The 16,991-nt window shown below is 75.4% G+C and carries 13 protein-coding genes, 1 tRNA gene and 1 pseudogene; 9 read left to right on the top strand and 6 right to left on the bottom strand.

Going from position 1 to position 16,991, the window contains the following annotated elements:
- The 6 genes and pseudogenes from EBM89_RS21165 to EBM89_RS08685 all read left to right on the top strand — a co-directional run.
- Positions 1–685: pseudogene (locus EBM89_RS21165) on the top strand (hypothetical protein); the annotation flags it as partial.
- Between the two features lie 97 nt (positions 686–782).
- A tRNA-Ala gene (locus EBM89_RS08705) sits at positions 783–855 on the top strand.
- 241 nt (positions 856–1,096) lie between these two features.
- The gene (locus EBM89_RS08700; RefSeq protein ID WP_122149047.1) at positions 1,097–2,560 is read left to right on the top strand and encodes an alanine/glycine:cation symporter family protein; all 1,464 of its coding nucleotides are present in this window, start codon (positions 1,097–1,099) and stop codon (positions 2,558–2,560) included.
- A gap of 51 nt (positions 2,561–2,611) precedes the next feature.
- Entirely contained in the window at positions 2,612–3,169 is a 558-nt protein-coding gene (locus EBM89_RS08695; protein WP_122149046.1) for a dihydrofolate reductase family protein, read from the top strand.
- A gap of 42 nt (positions 3,170–3,211) precedes the next feature.
- Positions 3,212–4,237 carry a bile acid:sodium symporter family protein gene (locus EBM89_RS08690; RefSeq protein WP_369408636.1) on the top strand — a complete coding sequence of 342 codons (1,026 nt, stop codon included), beginning with the start codon at positions 3,212–3,214 and terminating at the stop codon, positions 4,235–4,237.
- A gap of 263 nt (positions 4,238–4,500) precedes the next feature.
- Positions 4,501–5,985, top strand: a complete 1,485-nt coding sequence (locus EBM89_RS08685; RefSeq protein WP_233571633.1) for a beta-N-acetylhexosaminidase — start codon at positions 4,501–4,503, stop codon at positions 5,983–5,985.
- 12 nt (positions 5,986–5,997) lie between these two features.
- Here the strand turns inward: EBM89_RS08685 and EBM89_RS08680 are convergent, their stop codons facing one another.
- A complete protein-coding gene (locus EBM89_RS08680) occupies positions 5,998–7,806 on the bottom strand; it encodes a dolichyl-phosphate-mannose--protein mannosyltransferase (RefSeq protein ID WP_122149051.1) in 1,809 nt (602 codons plus the stop codon).
- Between the two features lie 67 nt (positions 7,807–7,873).
- Here EBM89_RS08680 and rsmI point away from each other — a divergent pair, with 67 nt between their 5' ends.
- The 3 genes from rsmI (at position 7,874) to EBM89_RS08665 (ending at position 10,828) form a co-directional block, all read left to right on the top strand.
- On the top strand, positions 7,874–8,740 hold the full coding sequence (gene rsmI / locus EBM89_RS08675; protein WP_199732041.1) for a 16S rRNA (cytidine(1402)-2'-O)-methyltransferase: 867 nt from the start codon (positions 7,874–7,876) through the stop codon (positions 8,738–8,740).
- A gap of 62 nt (positions 8,741–8,802) precedes the next feature.
- Positions 8,803–9,987 (top strand): aminotransferase class I/II-fold pyridoxal phosphate-dependent enzyme, encoded by a 1,185-nt coding sequence (locus EBM89_RS08670; protein WP_122149045.1) that lies wholly within the window; start codon positions 8,803–8,805, stop codon positions 9,985–9,987.
- Between the two features lie 127 nt (positions 9,988–10,114).
- Positions 10,115–10,828 carry a head GIN domain-containing protein gene (locus tag EBM89_RS08665; protein WP_122149044.1) on the top strand — a complete coding sequence of 238 codons (714 nt, stop codon included), beginning with the start codon at positions 10,115–10,117 and terminating at the stop codon, positions 10,826–10,828.
- Positions 10,829–10,833: 5 nt separating this feature from the next.
- Here the strand turns inward: EBM89_RS08665 and EBM89_RS08660 are convergent, their stop codons facing one another.
- The 5 genes from EBM89_RS08660 to EBM89_RS08640 form a co-directional block, all read right to left on the bottom strand.
- Positions 10,834–11,778 carry a 4-(cytidine 5'-diphospho)-2-C-methyl-D-erythritol kinase gene (locus EBM89_RS08660; RefSeq protein ID WP_122149049.1) on the bottom strand — a complete coding sequence of 315 codons (945 nt, stop codon included), beginning with the start codon at positions 11,776–11,778 and terminating at the stop codon, positions 10,834–10,836.
- Between the two features lie 65 nt (positions 11,779–11,843).
- Positions 11,844–12,827, bottom strand: coding sequence for a ribosomal RNA small subunit methyltransferase A (locus EBM89_RS08655; protein ID WP_122149043.1), 984 nt, complete (start codon positions 12,825–12,827; stop codon positions 11,844–11,846).
- 48 nt (positions 12,828–12,875) lie between these two features.
- A complete protein-coding gene (locus EBM89_RS08650; protein WP_122149042.1) occupies positions 12,876–14,123 on the bottom strand; it encodes a resuscitation-promoting factor in 1,248 nt (415 codons plus the stop codon).
- Between the two features lie 288 nt (positions 14,124–14,411).
- A complete protein-coding gene (locus tag EBM89_RS08645; RefSeq protein ID WP_369408635.1) occupies positions 14,412–15,674 on the bottom strand; it encodes a resuscitation-promoting factor in 1,263 nt (420 codons plus the stop codon).
- Positions 15,675–15,971: 297 nt separating this feature from the next.
- On the bottom strand, positions 15,972–16,991 hold the full coding sequence (locus tag EBM89_RS08640) for a TatD family hydrolase (protein WP_122149041.1): 1,020 nt from the start codon (positions 16,989–16,991) through the stop codon (positions 15,972–15,974).

Below are 16,991 nucleotides of genomic sequence, written 5' to 3'. Positions count from 1 at the left end.
GCTCGTCGCCCTCACCGTCGCCGGCTGGGCCGTCGCCGGGCTGACCGCGCTGGGCGTGCTGGCCGGGGTCGTCCCCACCGTGCTGCTCGCCGGCGTCCTCGGGCTGGGCCGCCGTGCGGTCGTGCAGGGCCAGGCCGCCGAGGTCGAGTGGCAGCGCCGCATCACCGAGGCCGAGGCCCCGCTGCGCGAGCGCGCCGCCCGCCCCGGGCGCAAGGGCGCCGCCGGGCGCGCCGTGCGGCCCTCGCTGGACGACACCCAGGCCATCACCCGCGTCCGCGCCGACCAGGTCGCGTCGTCGCGCTCCGGCGACGGGGGGCGCGAGGGCGACTCCTGGTCCCCGGTCGCGGTGCCGCGCCCGACCTACGCCACCAAGGCCGCCGCGCCGCGCCGCGAGCCCGTGCCCCTCGGCACCGTCGAGGGCTCCACGCACGACGCCCCGGCCCGCCGCTCGGTCACCGAGCGCCCCGCCGCGCAGGAGACCGTCGCGGAGACGAGCGGGGTGCCCGCCACGCCCGTCGCGGACGTCCCCGCCGGTCCGGAGGAGACGCCGGTGCCCGCCCCCGCGGCGGTCGCGACCCCGGAGGTGGCGGAGCCCGTCGCGGACACCGCCCCCGCTGCCGAGGAGCCCACCGGGTCGATCGACCTCGACGCCGTCCTCGCCCGCCGCCGCGCGGCGGGCGCGTAGCCGACCAGGACCCGGTCCCGGCTGGTCCGGGCCCGCGGGCGCGTCCGGCCGTGTTCGGACCACCTCGCTGGGGGTGCTAGAGTTCTGATCGCTTCAAGGGGCTGTGGCGCAGTTGGTAGCGCGTCTCGTTCGCAATGAGAAGGTCAGGGGTTCGAATCCCCTCAGCTCCACACCGCAGTCGAAGGCCCGGGACCCACGGTCCCGGGCCTTCGTCGTGCCCGCCCCGCAGTCGTCGTCCGGTGCGGTGCTCCGCGACGTCCGGGCGCCACTCAGCGCGCCCGTCCGCGCCACTCCATCCGCCACTCAACCTGACGCACCGGCGCCGGTGCGCCCTCGCGGTGCGGTCATGCTCGGGATCGCCACGGCGGCACCCGCTGCCGCTGCGCGGGTGCGACGGAGGGACAGGACGCGATGGAGGGTACGGCCGAGCTCGTGGGTCAGGTGGGCGACGCGTTCTGGACCTGGGTGATGGTCCCCGTGGTGGTGGTGACGGCCGCGTACCTCACCGTCCGCACCGGGGTGGTGCAGCTGCGGTGGTTCCCGGAGATGCTGCGGGTCGTGCGTGACCGTGCTCCCCGTGACGAGCACGGTCGCCCGCACTCGCTCTCGGCGTTCCAGGCGTTCTCGCTGTCCGCGGCGTCCCGGGTGGGCGTCGGCAACATCGCGGGCGTGGGCACCGCGATCGCCGTCGGCGGGCCCGGGGCGATCCTGTGGATGTGGCTGATGGCGTTCCTCGTCGGGGCGAGCAGCCTGGTCGAGTCGGCGCTGGCCCAGCTGTTCAAGGTGCGCGACCACGCGGGGTTCCGCGGGGGTCCGGCCTACTACATCGAGCGCGGCCTCGGCCGACGCGGTGCCGCCGTGCTGTTCGCGGTCATCCTCATCCTGTGCTTCCCGTTCGCGTTCAACTCGCTGCAGGCCAACACGTTGGCCCAGACGGTGGTCGGCGCCGCGGGGGAGGACCGCGCGCCCGGCTGGCTGCCGGCGGTCGTCGGCCTGGTGGTCGCGGTGCTCACCGCCCTGGTGATCCTCGGCGGCGTGCGCCGGATCGCGAAGGTCGCGCAGTCGGCCATCCCGGTGGTCGCCGTGGTCTACCTGCTGGTCGGGCTCGTCGTCGTCGCGATGCACGCGGAGGCGCTGCCCGGTGCCGCCGCGTCGGTGGTGACCGAGGCGTGGGGGGCGACCCAGGTGGCGGGCGCGACGCTCGGCACGATCATCATGACCGGTGTGCGGCGCGGGATGTTCTCCAACGAGGCCGGGCTCGGCTCGGTGCCGAACGCCGCCGCCACCGCGGCCGTGAGCCACCCCGTCAAGCAGGGCCTGGTGCAGACGCTCGGCGTCTACTTCGACACCTGGCTCGTCTGCTCGATCACCGCCGCCATCATCCTCGTGACCGGCCCGGACCTCACCGACGCACCCCGCGGCGTGCACCTCGCCCAGACCGCGATGGCGGAGACGCTCGGCGACTGGTCGGGGGTGCTGCTGACCGTGATCATCTTCCTGCTCGCGTTCACGTCGATCCTCGGCAACTACTACTACGGCGAGTCCAACCTGCGGTTCATCACGGCCCACCCGCGCGCGCTGGACGTCTTCCGGGCCCTCACGGTGCTCGTCGCGTTCGCGGGCTGCGTCGCCGGGGCCGACCTGGTGTGGAACCTCGCGGACGCGCTCATGGGCGTCATGGCGCTGATCAACCTCGTGGCGGTGCTGCTGCTGTCCCGGACCGGCTTCGCGCTCGTCCGTGACTACGCCCGGCAGCGCCGCGCCGGGCGGGACCCGGTCTTCACCCGCGACCGGCTGCCCGGCGTCAGCGGTGTGACCTGCTGGGCGGACCACGACGACGTCGTCGGGCACACCCCGGCGCGCGTCGGCGGCTGACCGCCGCGTCTCCGCCCGGACCGTGTCGGTGGGGCGCGGCAGCATGGGCGCATGCGGGTCATCTACAACACGGCGACGTCGGTCAGCGGCTACATCGCGGACGAGCAGAACTCGCTCGCCTGGCTGTTCGCCGTGGAGTCCGAGACGCAGCCCGACCACGACGCGTTCCTCGCCGACGTGGCGGTCCTCGTCTCGGGGTCCACGACGTACGAGTGGGTGCTCCGCGAGGAGGACCTGGTCGCCCACCCCGAGAAGTGGCCCGGGTACTACGGCGACCGGCCGATGTTCGTCTTCACGACCCGGGACCTGCCCGTGCCGGCGGGCGCGGACGTGCGGTTCCTGCGCGGAGACGTCGCGGCGGCGCTGCCCACGATCCGGGCGGAGGCCGGGACCGGCGACGTCTGGGTGGTCGGGGGCGGTGACCTCGCCGGGCAGTTCCTCGACGCGGGCGCCCTCGACCAGGTGCAGCTCAGCGTCGCCCCCGCCGCGCTCACGGGCGGGGCACCGGTCCTGCCGCGCACGCTCGGTCCGGACCGGCTGCACCTGCGCGACGTCGAGCGCTACGGGCAGTTCGCGCACCTGACCTACGACGTCCGTCCCGCCGGCTGACCGCCGGGCGGGCCCCCGACGGCCCGGTGGCAGACTGTCCCGGTGCCTGACGCGTCCCCCACCCCGAACCGCGGGTGGTCCCGCACCTGGTCCGCCGTCACCACGTGGGTCGACCCGCTGGTCGTCATGATCGTGGCGGTGTTCGTGCTCGGGCTGCTCGCCCCGGCCTCCGGGTCGTTCGCCGGGGTCCTCGACCACGTCACCACCGGCGCGGTCGTGCTGCTGTTCTTCCTGTACGGGGCGCGCATGGCCACCGGCGAGGTCTGGGACGGCCTGAAGAACTGGCGGCTGCAGGGCGGGATGCTCGCGTCCACCTACCTGCTGTTCCCGCTGCTCGGGCTCGCGGTGCAGCTGCTGCCGTCCTCGGTGCTCCCGGACGACCTGCAGACCGGGCTCCTCTACCTGTCGCTGCTGCCGTCCACGATCCAGTCCTCCGTGGTGTTCACCTCCCTCGCCCGCGGCAACGTCGCGGGGGCGATCACGGGCGCGACGGCGTCCAACGTCCTCGGTATCGTCCTGACGCCGCTGCTGGTCGGGGTGCTCATGTCGCGGGCCGGCGGCCCGGTCGGCGGGTCCGCCGGGGCGACGCTGCTGCAGCTGCTGCTGCCGTTCGTGCTCGGGCAGGTCGCGCAGCCGTTCATCGGCCGCTGGGTGCGCTCGAAGAAGTGGCTCACGAAGATCACGGACCGGGGCACGATCCTGCTGGTCGCCTACGGGTCGGTGTCGGAGGCCGCGATCTCCGGCGTCTGGGACGGGCTGACCGCCTCGGTCATCGTGAAGCTGGTCGTCGTGTGCCTCGTGCTGCTGACCCTGATGCTGCTCGCCACCTGGCACGGCGGCCGCCTGCTGCGCCTCGACCGCGCCGACCGGATCGCGCTGCTGATGTGCGGCTCGAAGAAGAGCCTCGCGACCGGGCTGCCGATGGCGTCCGTGCTGTTCGGCCCGGTCGCCGCCGCGGGGGTGGCGCTGCCGGTGATCGTGTTCCACCAGCTGCAGCTCGCCGCGTGCGCGGTCATCGCCCGTCGCCTCGCCGCGACCGACCCGGAGGACGAGCCCGCCCGCGTCTGACCCCGCCTGAGCCACCGACGCCCCGCCCCTCGCCGAGAGGACGGCCCTCGGCTGCGCGCAGCGCCGCGACGACAGCCGAGAGCCGCCCTCTCGACGGGAGGGGGACCACGCGGGGGAGGGGTGGGAGCACCCCGCGGCGGCGCGTGGGTGGAGTGCGGGTGCGCGCGTCGCTGTGCGGGGAGAGGGTGAGAGGGCACACTGTCACCCGGGGGGGACGGGCGCTGCCGCGCCCGGACGTCGTCCCGACAGCCGGAAGGACCGAAGTGCCCGCTCCGACCACCCCCCTGCGTCTCGTCCCGGCACCGCTGCTGGTGCGCGAGCAGGCGGGCGACCCGTTCGTCGTCACCGCCCGCACGACGGTCACCGTGACCGCGGATCCCGCGCAGGTCGCGCTCGGCGTCCTCGCGGCGGAGGCGCTCAGCCGCGTGTCGGGGTCGACGGTCGAGGTCCGGTACCGCGAGGTCGCGGAGCCGACGCAGCCGGGCGACGTCGCCCTGCTGGTGGACCCGACGCTGCGGGCGGAGCAGTACCGCCTGGACGTCGCGACGGACCGCGTGGAGGTCGTGGCGGGCTCGCCCGAGGGGCTGACGCACGGGCTGGCGACGCTGCACCAGGTGCTGCGCCCGCTGGACGGGACGTTCGCGGCGTGGCCGGTGCACGTCGAGGACGAGCCGGCGTACGCGTGGCGCGGGCTGTCGGTGGACGTCGCCCGGCACTTCTTCGGGGCGGACGACCTGCGGGTGGTCGTCGAGCTCATGGCGGCGTACAAGCTGAACGTGCTGCACCTGCACCTGTCGGACGACCAGGGCTGGCGCCTGGCGATCCCGTCCCGCCCGGAGCTGACGGCACGGTCGGGGAACTCGGCGGTCGACGGTGACCCGGGCGGGTTCTTCACGACGGAGGAGTACGAGGCGCTGGTCGCGTACGCGTCGGCGCGGGGCGTGCGGGTGGTCCCGGAGATCGACGTGCCGGGGCACGTGAACGCCGCGCTGCACGCGTACGGCGAGCTGACGCCCTCGGGCGAGCCGACCGACGTGTACACGGGCATCGAGGTCGGGTTCAGCCGCCTGCACGCGGACCTGCCGGCGACGGAGCCGTTCCTGCGGGACGTGTTCGGGGACGTCGCGGCGGTGACGCCGGGCGACTACGTGCACATCGGCGGCGACGAGGTGCTGACCATGGAGCGCGAGGAGTACGCGCGGCTGGTCGCGATGGCGGGCGACGCGGTGCGCGCGGCGGGCAAGCAGGTCGTGGGCTGGCAGGAGATCGCGACGGTGCCGATCGAGCCGGGCACGGTGGTGCAGTACTGGGACACCCGGATGGACCCGGCGCCGCTGGTCGCCGCCGCGAAGGCGGGCGCGCGGCTGCTGATGTCCCCGGGGTCGAAGGCGTACCTCGACATGAAGTACGACGCGCAGACGGCCCTGGGCCTGGAGTGGGCGGGGCACATCGAGCTGCGCGACGCCTACGAGTGGGAGCCGACGACGCTGGTGCCCGGCTTGCCGGAGGGGTCGGTCATCGGGGTCGAGGCGACGGTGTGGACCGAGACGCTGCGCAGCCTGGACGACCTGATGACGATGCTGCTGCCCCGGCTCGCCGCGGTCGCGGAGGTCGCGTGGACGCCGCGCGAGCGGCGCGACTGGGACGACTTCGCGACGCGGGTCGCCGGGCACGGGCCGTACTGGGACGCCGAGGGCCTGGCCTGGTACCCGAGCCCGCAGGTGGACTGGCACGTCGACCTGGCGTGAGCGCCCGGGGTCTCAGATCCAGGAGCGCAGCCACATGTGGACGTGCCAGAAGTCGTACGGCACGACCCACGCGGTCCAGATCGGGTAGAAGAACGCGCTGACGGCGACGACGACCACGAGCACGGCCGACGTCACCACCAGGCCACGCCGTCGCTGCCGCCTGTCCCTGCCGTCCCCGAGGATCAGGCCGAGCACGTAGGTCAGCGCGAGCACGACGAACGGCGCGAACGCGATCGAGTAGAACGTGAAGATCGTCCGCTCGGCGTAGAGGAACCACGGCGCCCACCCGGCGGCGACCCCGGCGAGCACCGCCCCGGCACGCCAGTCGCGGCGCAGCACGAGCCAGACCAGCGCGACGAGCAGCGCGAGGGCGCCGAGCCACCAGATCACCGGGTTGCCGAGCGACGTGACGGCCTGCGAGCAGGCGTCGGCTCCGCACGCCTCGCGGGCCGCGTCGCCCGTCAGGTCGGAGACGGACTTCGGGTAGTAGAACGACGTCGGGCGCCACTGGACGATCCAGCCGAGCGGGTGCGCGGCGTAGTCGTGCGCGGACGTCAGGTGGGTGTGGAAGTCCCACATCTGGGTGTGGAAGTGCCACAGGGAGCGCAGCGGCGCGGGCAGCCAGGTGACGCCCTCGCCGGGGTGCTCGACGGCCCACTGCCGCAGGTAGGCACCGGGGTGCGTGAACCAGGACGCCCACGTCGCGACGTAGGTCCCCACCGCGGTGAGGACGACCACGAACCCGGCCGGGACCGCGTCCCGCCAGAGCGCCGCCGGGAGCCAGTGCCGTACGCCGACCGTGCGGCGGGCGGTGGCGTCCCACGCCACCGACAGCAGGCCGAAGACCGCCAGGAAGTAGATGCCGGACCACTTGGTCCCCAGGCACAGGCCGAGCAGGACGGCGGCCGCGAACCGCCACCACCGCCAGCCCAGCCCGGGGCCGGAGCCGAGCGCGGCCCCGGAGTCGAGGACGGCGGCGGTGCGCGCGGCGAGGCGACGGCGCGCCTGCTCGCGGTCGAGCAGCAGGCAGCCGAACGCGCCCAGGGCGAAGAGCATGACGAAGTTGTCCAGCAGCGCGGTGCGCGAGTGCACGATCGCGGCGCCGTCGACCGCCAGGAGCAGGCCGGCGACGGTGCCCAGCGCGGTCGAGGCGAGCAGACGGCGCCCGATCCGGGCGACCAGCAGCACGGCGAGCGTCCCGGCGACGGCCGAGGCGAGGCGCCACGCCGTCGAGGACTCGAAGCCGCCGCCGAGGTGCATCCCGAGCGCGATGAGCCACTTGCCGACGGGCGGGTGCACGACGTACTCGGCCTTCGTGCCGAGCGCGGAGTCGTCGCCGGCGACGAAGAGCTCGTTCGCGCCGTCCGCCCAGGTGCCCTCGTAGCCGAGCGTCAGCAGGGAGTGCGCCTGCTTGACGTAGTAGGTCTCGTCGAAGACGAGCTCGTGCGGGCGGTCCAGGCGCCAGAACCGCAGCACGCCGCCGAGGGCGGTGACGGCCAGCGCCCACAGCCACCCGGACAGCCGGGCGCGGCGGGTGGCGTCGAGCAGCAGCGTGCGGGCGCCGAGCAGCTGCAGCAGCAGCCGGTCGTGGGTGGACAGCCCGGGGTCGTCGTCCCGGTCGGGGTCCCGGCGGCGCCGGGTCGGCTGCGCGGCGAGGGCCACCACGGGGATGGCGCCGGTGTGCGCGCCGCGCGGGCCGCTCGCGGGCAGGTCCACGGCCGTGCTCGGGGTGCCCGTCCCGGGGGCGCGCACCGGCGGGAACACCGGCCGCAGGTCGTCGCCGTCGTCGGGGCGGTCGTCGGGCTGGGGCACGGGCCTCATCGTAGGGGGGACGGCTGGGACCTGCTGCGACGCGGCCCGCCCTCGCGGAGGTGGCAGGCTGGGGGCCGTGACCCCCACCCACCCGACCGGCGACCCGGCGGGCCGCCTCGTGCTCGCGGCCACCCCCATCGGCGACGTCGAGGACGCCTCGCCCCGCCTGCGCCGCCTGCTGGCGGAGGCGGACGTCGTCGCCGCGGAGGACACCCGGCGGCTGCGCGCGCTGGCGGCGCGGATGGGCGCGACCGTCGGCGGGCGCGTGGTCTCGCACCACGAGCACAACGAGAGCGCGACGACGCCGGAGCTGCTGGAGGTCGTCGCCGCGGGCGGCACGGTCCTCGTGGTGACCGACGCGGGGATGCCCGCGGTGTCCGACCCGGGGTTCCGGGTGGTCGCCGCCGCCGTGGAGGCCGGGCTGCGGGTCACCGCCGCTCCGGGGCCCAGCGCGGTGCTGACCGCGCTGGCGCTGTCCGGGCTGCCCACGGACCGGTTCTGCTTCGAGGGCTTCCCGCCGCGCAAGCCCGGCGAGCGGCTGCGCTCGCTGACGGCGCTGGAGCGCGAGCCCCGCACGATGGTGTTCTTCGAGGCCCCGCACCGGCTGGCGGCGACGCTCGCGGACATGGCCACGGCGTTCGGCGCGGACCGTCCCGCGGCGGTGTGCCGGGAGCTCACCAAGACGTACGAGGAGGTCGTCCGCGACGGCCTCGGCGCGCTGGCGACGTGGGCGGGGGAGCGCGAGGTGCGCGGCGAGATCGCCGTGGTCGTCGCGGGGGCCCCGGCACGCGAGGTCGCCTCGACCGCCGACCTGGTCGCGGAGGTGCTGGCGCGCGCCGACGCGGGGGAGCGGCTCAAGGACGCCGTGGCCGAGGTCGCCCAGGTCGCGGGCATCCCCAAGCGCGACCTGTACGCCGCGGCGCTGGCGGCGCGCTCGCGCTGAGCCGCCGACCGACCGCCGCGCGTCTGCGGGCGGCCTCCCGGGCGCGGGGCTAGCGTCGGGCCATGGAGTTCCGCCGCATCCCGGGCCTGCCGCCGTACGTGTTCACCATCATCGACACGCTCAAGGTCGAGGCGCGCCGCGCCGGCCGGGACGTCGTCGACCTGGGGTTCGGCAACCCGGACCTGCCGAGCCCGCAGGTCGCGGTCGACAAGCTCGCCGAGGCCGCGCACAACAGCCGCAACCACCGGTACTCGGCCTCGCGCGGCATCCCCAAGCTCCGGCAGGCGGTCGCCGACCACTACCTGCGCCGGTTCGGCGTGACCCTGGACCCGGAGACCGAGGTCATCTCGACCATCGGGGCCAAGGAGGGGTTCAGCCACCTGATGTGGGTGCTGCTGCAGCCCGGCGACGCGGCGCTGGTGCCCACGCCCTCGTACCCGATCCACATCTGGGGCCCGTACTTCGCGGGGGCGGACGCCCGGCAGGTGCCCATCGGGGACGGCACGGACGGCGCGGGCTACGTGGACCGGGTCATGGAGGCGTGGGACCTGGGCTGGCCGAAGCCGCGCGTGGTGGTGCTGTCGTTCCCGCACAACCCCACGACCACGACGATCGAGCTGCACGACCTGCAGCGGCTGGTCGACTGGGCGCGGGAGCGGGACGTCGTGCTGGTGCACGACCTCGCGTACGCGGACATGTGCTTCGACGGCTGGACGCCGCCGTCGCTCCTGCAGTGCGTCGGTGCGACCGAGGTCGCCGTCGAGCTGTACTCGATGACCAAGTCGTACTCGATGGCGGGCTGGCGGGTGGCGTTCCTGGTGGGCCGGAAGGACGTCGTGGGGGCGCTCGCGAAGCTCAAGTCCTACCTGGACTACGGGACGTTCCAGCCGATCCAGATCGCCGCGACGGTGACCCTCAACGAGGCGCTCGACTACCCGGCCGAGCTGTCGTCGGTCTACGAGAGCCGGCGCAACGCCCTGGTGGACGGGCTGTCCCGCATCGGGTGGGACATCCTGCGACCCCGCGGCACCATGTTCGCCTGGGCCCGCATCCCCGAGCCGTACCGGGAGATGGGGTCCATCGAGTTCGCCGAGCTGCTGGTGCGCGAGTGCGACGTCGCGGTGTCGCCCGGCGTGGGCTTCGGGCCGGGCGGCGACGGGCACGTGCGGTTCGCGCTGATCGAGAACGAGCAGCGGATCGCCCAGGCCGTCCGCGGGCTGCGCAGGGGCCTGACCCGCCTGGGGTGAAACCTCCTCAGGGTGCCGCTCAGGGTACGGCTCAGGGGTCTGCCGGATGCCGGTGACCGCGACGGGCTGACAGGCTCGGGGGACGACGCGGGGACCTGCCCCGCGCCCGGCGAGGAGGAGACGGACGATGGCGCGGCGCGCGACGACGGTGGCGGCGACGGGGACGCTCGGGGTGGTGCTGGCGCTCGGCCTGTCCGGCTGCGTGGGCGACCTCGGTGGCCCGGCGGTGACGCGCGAGGTCGAGATCTCCGACGTCGACGCGGTCGCGCTCGGTACGTCCGGGGACCTGGTGGTGCGGCGCGGTGCGACGCCGTCGCTCACGGTGACCGCCTCCGAGCGGCTGCACGACCGGCTCGTGTCGGAGGTCCGGGACGGGGTGCTGGTGCTGGAGGCCGAGCGCGGCCCGGGGCGCGGCTCGGACCTGTCCTACGAGCTGGTGCTCCCGGAGCTCGCGGACCTCACCGTCTCCGGATCGGGCGACGTGTCCGGGACGGACGTCACGGGGGACCGGCTGCGGGTGCTGGTCCAGGGCTCCGGGGAGGTGGAGCTCGGCGGTCTCGACGTCGAGGACGCGCTGGTCTCGGTCAAGGGGTCGGGTGACGTCGGGCTGTCCGGGCGCACCGCGTCCTTGTCCGTGTCGATCGAGGGCTCCGGGGACGTCGACACCGACGACCTGCGCGCCGCCACCGCGAGCGTGTCCATCGAGGGGTCCGGCGAGGTCGACCTGCACGCCACCGACCGGCTGACCGTGTCCATCGCGGGCTCGGGCTCCGTCACCTACAGCGGTTCCCCGCAGGTCGAGCAGCGCATCGAGGGCAGCGGGCGCGTCAGCCGCGACTGACGCGGTTACAGGACGTCGGAGCCCGCGACCACGCGGGCGCCCGGGACCGGGCCGGACGCCGTGAGCACGGAGTCCGCGACGCCCGCCGCCGTCATCGCCGCCGCGATGACCAGCGCGTGCTGGCGGCTGCGGCCGAGGGCCGCGACGGTCGGTCCCGACCCGGAGACCACCACGCCCAGCGCGCCCGCGTCCTCGGCGACGGACAGCGTCTCCACCAGGTCGGGCGCGAGCTCGACGGCCGCGTCCTGCAGGTCGTTGTGCAGCAGGGCGCCCAGCGCGGGCGCGTCCCCGGCCCGCAGCGCGTGCAGCAGCGCCACGTCGCCGTCGGCCTCCAGCCGGTCGCGCCCCGGGTGCAGGCGGTCGAACTCCCCGTAGACCGCGGGCGTGGACAGCCCGGACTCCCGGACGCCGAACGCCCAGTGGTACTCGCCCCGGCTCATCGCGGCGGTCAGCAGGTCGCCGCGACCCGAGCCGACCGCGGTCTGCCCCATGAGCAGGAACGGCACGTCCGCGCCGAGCTCGGCGGCGATCTCGTGCAGCTCCTCGCGGGGCAGGCCGGTGCCCCAGAACGCGTCGCACGCCAGCAGCGCCGCCGCGGCGTCGGCCGAGCCCCCGGCCATGCCGCCCGCCACCGGGACGCCCTTGTGCAGGTGCAGGTGCACGCCGTCGGCGATGCCGGTGCGCGCGGCCAGGGCGCGCGCGGCCCGGACGGCGAGGTTCTGGTCGTCCGTGGGGACGAGGTCGGCCTGCGGCCCCGACGCGCTGACGGAGATGTCGTCCGCCGCCGTCGCGACCACGTCCTCGTACACCGACACCGCCTGGAAGACCGTCGCGACCGGGTGGTACCCGTCGGCGCGGCGCGGACCGACGCGCAGGCTCAGGTTCACCTTGCCGGGCGCCCGGACGCGCACCTCACGTCCGGTGCGGGGGGCGAGGCGGAGGTCGGTCACGGCACCCACTGTGCCAGGTCCGGGGCGTGCGGGCGCGAGGTGCGGGTCACCCACTGACCTGCGGCTCAGGGGTGCAGCTGCTCCGCGACGCGCGCGAACGCGTGGATGTCGAGCGCCTCGCCGCGCGCCTGGGGGTCGACGCCCGCGGCCGTGATCGCCCGGGACGCCGCCTCGGCACCGCCCGCCACCGCGCCCAGGGCGGAGCGGAGCATCTTGCGGCGCTGCGCAAACGCCGCGTCCACGACCCCGAACACCTGCTCACGGGTCGCGGTCGTCGCCGGGGCGGGGCGGCGGTCCATCCGGACCAGTGCGGAGTCCACGTTGGGTGCGGGCCAGAAGACGGTGCGCCCGACGGTGGCGGTGCGGCGGGCCGAGGCGTACCAGGCGACCTTGGCCGACGGCACCCCGTAGGTGCGGCTGCCCGGGTCCGCGGCGAGCCGGTCGGCGACCTCGGCCTGCACCATGACGAGCACCCGCTCCAGCGTCGGGAACCGCTCGAGGAAGGTGAGCAGCACCGGCACCGAGACGTTGTACGGCAGGTTGGCGACCAGGGCGGTCGGCGGTCGGCCGGGCAGGTGCGTCACGTCGAGGGCGTCGCCGCGCACGACGGTCAGCGACGGCGGGGCCACGTGCGGGCCGCCCGGGTCGTCGGTGACCTCGTCGGTCGCGGGCGTCGTGTCGGCGTCCGACCCCGGCACGACGTCGGGCAGGTCCACCGAGTCGACCTGGATGCCCGGGACGTGGCGGCGCACGGTGTCCGGCAGCAGCGCGCCCAGCACCGGGTCGATCTCGACCGCGACGACGTCCGCGCCCGCCTCCAACAGGCCCAGCGTCAGGGAGCCGAGCCCGGGCCCGACCTCCACGACGCGCTCGCCGGCGACCACGTCGGCCTGGCGCACGATCTTGCGGACCGTGCCGCCGTCGAGCACGAAGTTCTGCCCGAGGGTCTTGGTCGGGCGGACGCCCGCCTGCTCGGCGAGGGCGCGGATCTCGGCCGGACCGAGCAACGGCCCCGCCGCGGGTGCGACGGGGCCGTTGCTCGAAGACATGCGGGCGAGCCTACCGGTCCGCCCGCGCGTCGTGCTGCGGGGTGCTGCTCAGCTGAACAGCCGCGGGCCGCAGTGCGGCCACTGGCCGGCGCCGGAGCGGTTGTACAGCGCCTGGGCGCGGGCGGTCTGCTCGTCCGCGGAGGCCTCGGACGGGAGGCCGGCGCCGCCGACCGCCTGCCACGTCGCCACCGAGAACTGGTACAGGCCGTGGTACTTGCCCGTGGCGGACACCGCGTTCGCGCGGCCGCCCGACTCGCAGGCCGCCAGGGCGCCCCAGTTGAGGCCGGCGGCGTCGCCGCCACCCACCGCGGGGGTCGCGGCGGCGACCGGCTTGTCCTTCGTGCCGACGTTGGTGACCTGGTCGACCGGGGCCTGCGTGACCTCGTCGCTCAGCGCCTCGCGCGCGGTCTCGACGCCGTCGACGGTGGTGACCCGCTCGACGACCGTCCGCACGCCCACGACACCGGCGGTGGTCACCTTGTTCGTGCCCTTGTACAGCGACGCGTCCTGCTGCTCGACGGCGTTGAACGGCACCTCGTGCGTCGTGGTGACGTCCTGCACGACGACGCGGTTCACGACGACGGTGATCCGGCCCGAGGCGCGCTGCACGCTCACGCGGTCCGCGGCGGCGAGCTCGACATCGAGGGCGTCCAGCGCCTCGGCGACCGTGGTGCTGCCGTCGGGGACGGTCAGCGTCTTCCCGTCGACCTGCACGGCGGCAGGGCCGTCGAGCGTGAGGTCGAGGTTCAGGTCGGGGCGACCGCCGGCGGAGCGCGACGCCACGAGGCGCACATCGTCGCCGCGGGCCGCCAGCATCTCCAGCGCCTCGTCGGCGGTGAGGGCGGTCGTCCAGACCAGCTCCTCCGCGCCGTCCGTCTGCACGGTCACCTGGTGCGCGTACCGCACGGTCACGTCCGAGCCGTCCTGCAGCGCACCGGAGGGCGTCACGGTGTCGCGCTGGCCGAGGTCGATCTTCTGCTCGGCGAGCAGGCCCTCGACGCTGCCGGAGAACGTCGACACCGTGGTGGCGACGCCGTCGACGTCCAGCGTGACGGTCTTGTGGGCGTCCGCGACGGCGACTCCGCCGGTCCCGAGGACGACGACGGCCGTGGCGGCGCCGATCACCCGGACCCGGCCCCGGCGCGTGCGGCGCTCGCGGTGAGTCCCGTCGGTGGGGACGTCGGTCGTGTTGCGGACGATCCGGTCGCCGAGGGCGGCGGAGGTGGTGGCGAGGCGCGTGCGGGCGCGACGGACGAAGGAGGTCACGTGGTTCCAGACGACGGCGGTCCCGGGCACGGGGTGCGAGGTGCGTCGCGGACGACGCCCGCCGGTCGCGTGGGGCGGTGGCCCCGTGCGGCGCGCGGCACCTGGAGGGAGGTGCGCACCCGGCGGTCCCGGATCCCCGATCCGGCGGTCATGCTCCCGCGACGGGCGCGGGTCTCGCTGCCCGGACCGGCCGGGGGAGGTGAGGGTCCCGGTCTGTCACGGACGACACGCGACCGTAACCTATTCGTGACCCTGTGCCAAGTGCCCGGGACGCCGTCGCTGGTGAGGGCGGCGGCTCAGGGACGGCTCAGTCGGGGCTCAGTACCAGCCGCGGGCCTGCGAGTGCGACCAGGCGCCGCACGGCGTCGTGTAGCGGCCGCCGATGTAGTTCAGGCCCCAGGTGATCTGCGTCGCGGGGTTCGTGCGCCAGTCCGCGCCGACGCTGGCCATCTTCGAGCCCGGCAGGGACTGCGGGATGCCGTAGGCGCCGGACGACTTGTTCTCGGCGTTCACCCGCCAGCCGCTCTCCTTGTTCCACAGCTGCAGCAGGCACGCGAACTGGTCGTCGCCCCAGCCGCGCTCGGCGGCGAGCTGCTTGCCGAGCTCCTGGGCGCTGCCCGGGGACACCGTGATGTCCACGCCGGCCGCGACCTCCATGGTGCCGACCTTGACCACCTGGGTCACCGGCGCCACGGTCACGGCGGTCGCGACGACCTGCCGGTCCACGACCGCGCCGCCGACCGTCGCCGTGCTGTACGTCGTGGTGCGGACCCCGGCCCTGCCGGGGGTCGAGACCACCCGGGTGCCCTTCGCGAGCGTGGGGTCCTCGACCTCCTGCTCCTCGAACGGCACGGCCTCCTCGACGGTCTCCCCGGCGGATGCCGCCCGGGTCACCATCACGACGAGGCCGTCGGTCGCCGTCGCGTCCAGCGGCACGGACACCCGGTCGCCCTCGTTCAGCACCAGGCCGATCTCCCGCAGCGCGTCGCGCACGGTCGCGGCGCTCGTCACGCCGTCGATCACCTGACCGTCGACGGCGAGGTGCACGGTCTTCTGCGTCGAGACCCGCAGCACGTCCTCGCGGCTCAGCGACGACGAGCGGGACGCGGACAGCAGCGTCTGGTCGTCGCGCAGGCCCATGCCCTCGACGGCCTCGCCGACGGTGAGCGCCGTGGTCCACACGGTCCGCTCCTCGCCGTCCACCTCGACGGTCATCTCCCGGCCGTGCCGGACGACGATCTGCGCGCCGTCGGCGACCCGCTCGTCCAGCCCCGGGGCGACCAGGTCGTCCGCCGTCACGGTGATGTCCCCGGCGGCGAGCACCTGCCCGACCGTGCGACCGAACGCGGTCACCTCGACCGGGCTGCCGTCGACCTCGACGGTCACGGTCTTGTGCATCCCCGCGAACGCGGTCGTGGCACCGGCCACCAGCACGAGCGCGAGACCCTGCGCGCCGAACCGGATCCGCCGGGCGCGGCGGGACGCGGGGTCGCGGTGGCGGGACGGGTCGCCGGCCTTCGCTCGGCGCTCCCCGGAGGCGGGGGCGACGGTCGACGGCGTGGTGGTCCAGGGCGCAGGCACGCGGGGGGCTCCAGCGGGTCGGGTCGGCGCGGGAGGGACGCGCCGGGACAACCCCCCGAGCGTAACCGTTTCGTGACCCACCCGGAACCGCCCACCCCCGATTCCACCCCCACGCACGCCACCCCGCGCACCCGCACCCGCGCACCCGCACCCGCGCGCCCGCACCGTCGAGTGGACAGCTCTCGCCTGTCGTCCTCTGTCGGCGCGCAGGCGAGAACCGTCCACTCGACGGACGGCCCCCGGAGGTGGGGCGCGGGTGCGCGGGTGTGGGGCGTGCGCAGGGCGTGGGTGGTCAGGTCACCAGGGGCCGTAGACGCGTTCCGTCGTCGTCGACAGGGTGCGGCACAGGGTCGCCAGGTCGGTGCCGCGGGCATCCGCGACCGCGCGGACGGTGTGCGGCAGCAGGTAGGGGGCGTGCGGTCGGCCGCGGTGCGGGGCCGGGGTCAGGTACGGCGCGTCCGTCTCGACCAGCAGCAGGTCCGCCGGCAGCAGCCGCACGGCGGCGCGCAGGTCTTCGTTCGCCGGGTACCCGACCGGTCCCGCGATGGACGCGAACCAGCCCTCGCGGGCGCAGACCTCCGCCAGTGCCGGGCCTCCGGAGAAGCAGTGGAACACCGTGCGCTCGGGCGCGCCGTCGCGCAGCAGCACGTCCACGACGTCGTCGTGGGCGTCGCGGTCGTGGATCTGCAGGGCGAGGCCGAGCTCCTTGGCGAGCGCGACGTGCGCCCGGAACGCCTCGCGCTGCACCGCGCGCCCGCGCGGTCCGGCGCGGAAGAAGTCCAGGCCCGTCTCGCCGATCGCCCGCACCCGGTCGTTGCCGCGCGCGACCTCCGCGACCCGGGCGAGCGCGTCGTCCAGCGACAGGTCGTGCCGGGGCTGCGGGTCGGGGTCCAGGCCGTCCGGGGCGACCTCGTGCACGCCCGCGTGCAGCACGGCCTCGTTGGGGTGGATCGCGACGGCGCCGAGCAGCGCCCGCCGGCCCCCGCGGAACGCCGGCACCGGCAGCCCGCCGCCCGACCCGGCCACCGCCGCACCCGCCGGCCGCGCCGGCGCACCGGCGTCGAGCCGCAGCACCGCGTCGGTCCAGCCCACGGCGTCGAGGTCGCACCCCACCTGGACGAGGCGCGGGACACCGACGGCGGCCGCGCGGTCCAGGTGGTCGTCCAGCGTGACCGGCGCGGGCTCGCCGTCGGCGTCGGACCCGGCCTCGGCGGTGACGCCGAGCACCGACTCCAGGTGGGTGTGGTCGTCGACGACCGGGGCCGGCAGCGGCTCGGGCGAGGGCGCCCAGCCCCGCGGCCGGTTCCTGCGGGCCAC

This window comes from Cellulomonas triticagri (assembly GCF_003696205.1).
Lineage (GTDB): Bacteria > Actinomycetota > Actinomycetes > Actinomycetales > Cellulomonadaceae > Cellulomonas > Cellulomonas triticagri.
This window is presented reverse-complemented; position numbering and strand designations above follow the sequence as displayed.

Bases quoted from the DNA above. Each gene is read 5' to 3' on its own strand.
- EBM89_RS08655 (WP_122149043.1), bottom strand. From the start codon at position 12,827: ATGTCTTCGAGCAACGGCCCCGTCGCACCCGCGGCGGGGCCGTTGCTC.
- EBM89_RS08665 (WP_122149044.1), top strand. From the start codon at position 10,115: ATGGCGCGGCGCGCGACGACGGTGGCGGCGACGGGGACGCTCGGGGTG.
- EBM89_RS08700 (WP_122149047.1), top strand. From the start codon at position 1,097: ATGGAGGGTACGGCCGAGCTCGTGGGTCAGGTGGGCGACGCGTTCTGG.
- EBM89_RS08680 (WP_122149051.1), bottom strand. From the start codon at position 7,806: ATGAGGCCCGTGCCCCAGCCCGACGACCGCCCCGACGACGGCGACGAC.
- EBM89_RS08695 (WP_122149046.1), top strand. From the start codon at position 2,612: ATGCGGGTCATCTACAACACGGCGACGTCGGTCAGCGGCTACATCGCG.
- EBM89_RS08670 (WP_122149045.1), top strand. From the start codon at position 8,803: ATGGAGTTCCGCCGCATCCCGGGCCTGCCGCCGTACGTGTTCACCATC.